Raw genomic sequence first — 290 nt, 5'->3', positions numbered from 1 at the left:
CCCCGCGTTCAGCATAACCCGGCAGGAATCCACTTAAATCCAGCGGGGCGCTGTCCAATCAACCGGGGCCAGCTCTGAACCAGCTCGTGCTTCATATTGATGATCTGGTCCAGCCTGGCCCGGAACAGATCGCCCGATCCCGTCGTCCTGTGCTTCTTCGGTCGCATCGCCACCTCCGATGCGGCCACGGAATCATGACTGGCGATTCGACGGAATCTAAAAACGAAATCGCAAGGTTCCGATGCCCGAAGCATCAAAACCCTGCAATCCCAAAACAGTCCACAAAGACA

At 56.6% G+C, this 290-nt stretch carries 1 pseudogene; it reads right to left on the bottom strand.

The annotated features are described in order from the left end of the window. Positions 1-8 precede the first annotated feature (8 nt). Positions 9-290 (bottom strand): annotated as a pseudogene (locus tag AC0L3A_RS41105) (hypothetical protein); the annotation flags it as partial.

This window comes from Bradyrhizobium sp. MI1.3, from assembly GCF_055811695.1.
This window is presented reverse-complemented; position numbering and strand designations above follow the sequence as displayed.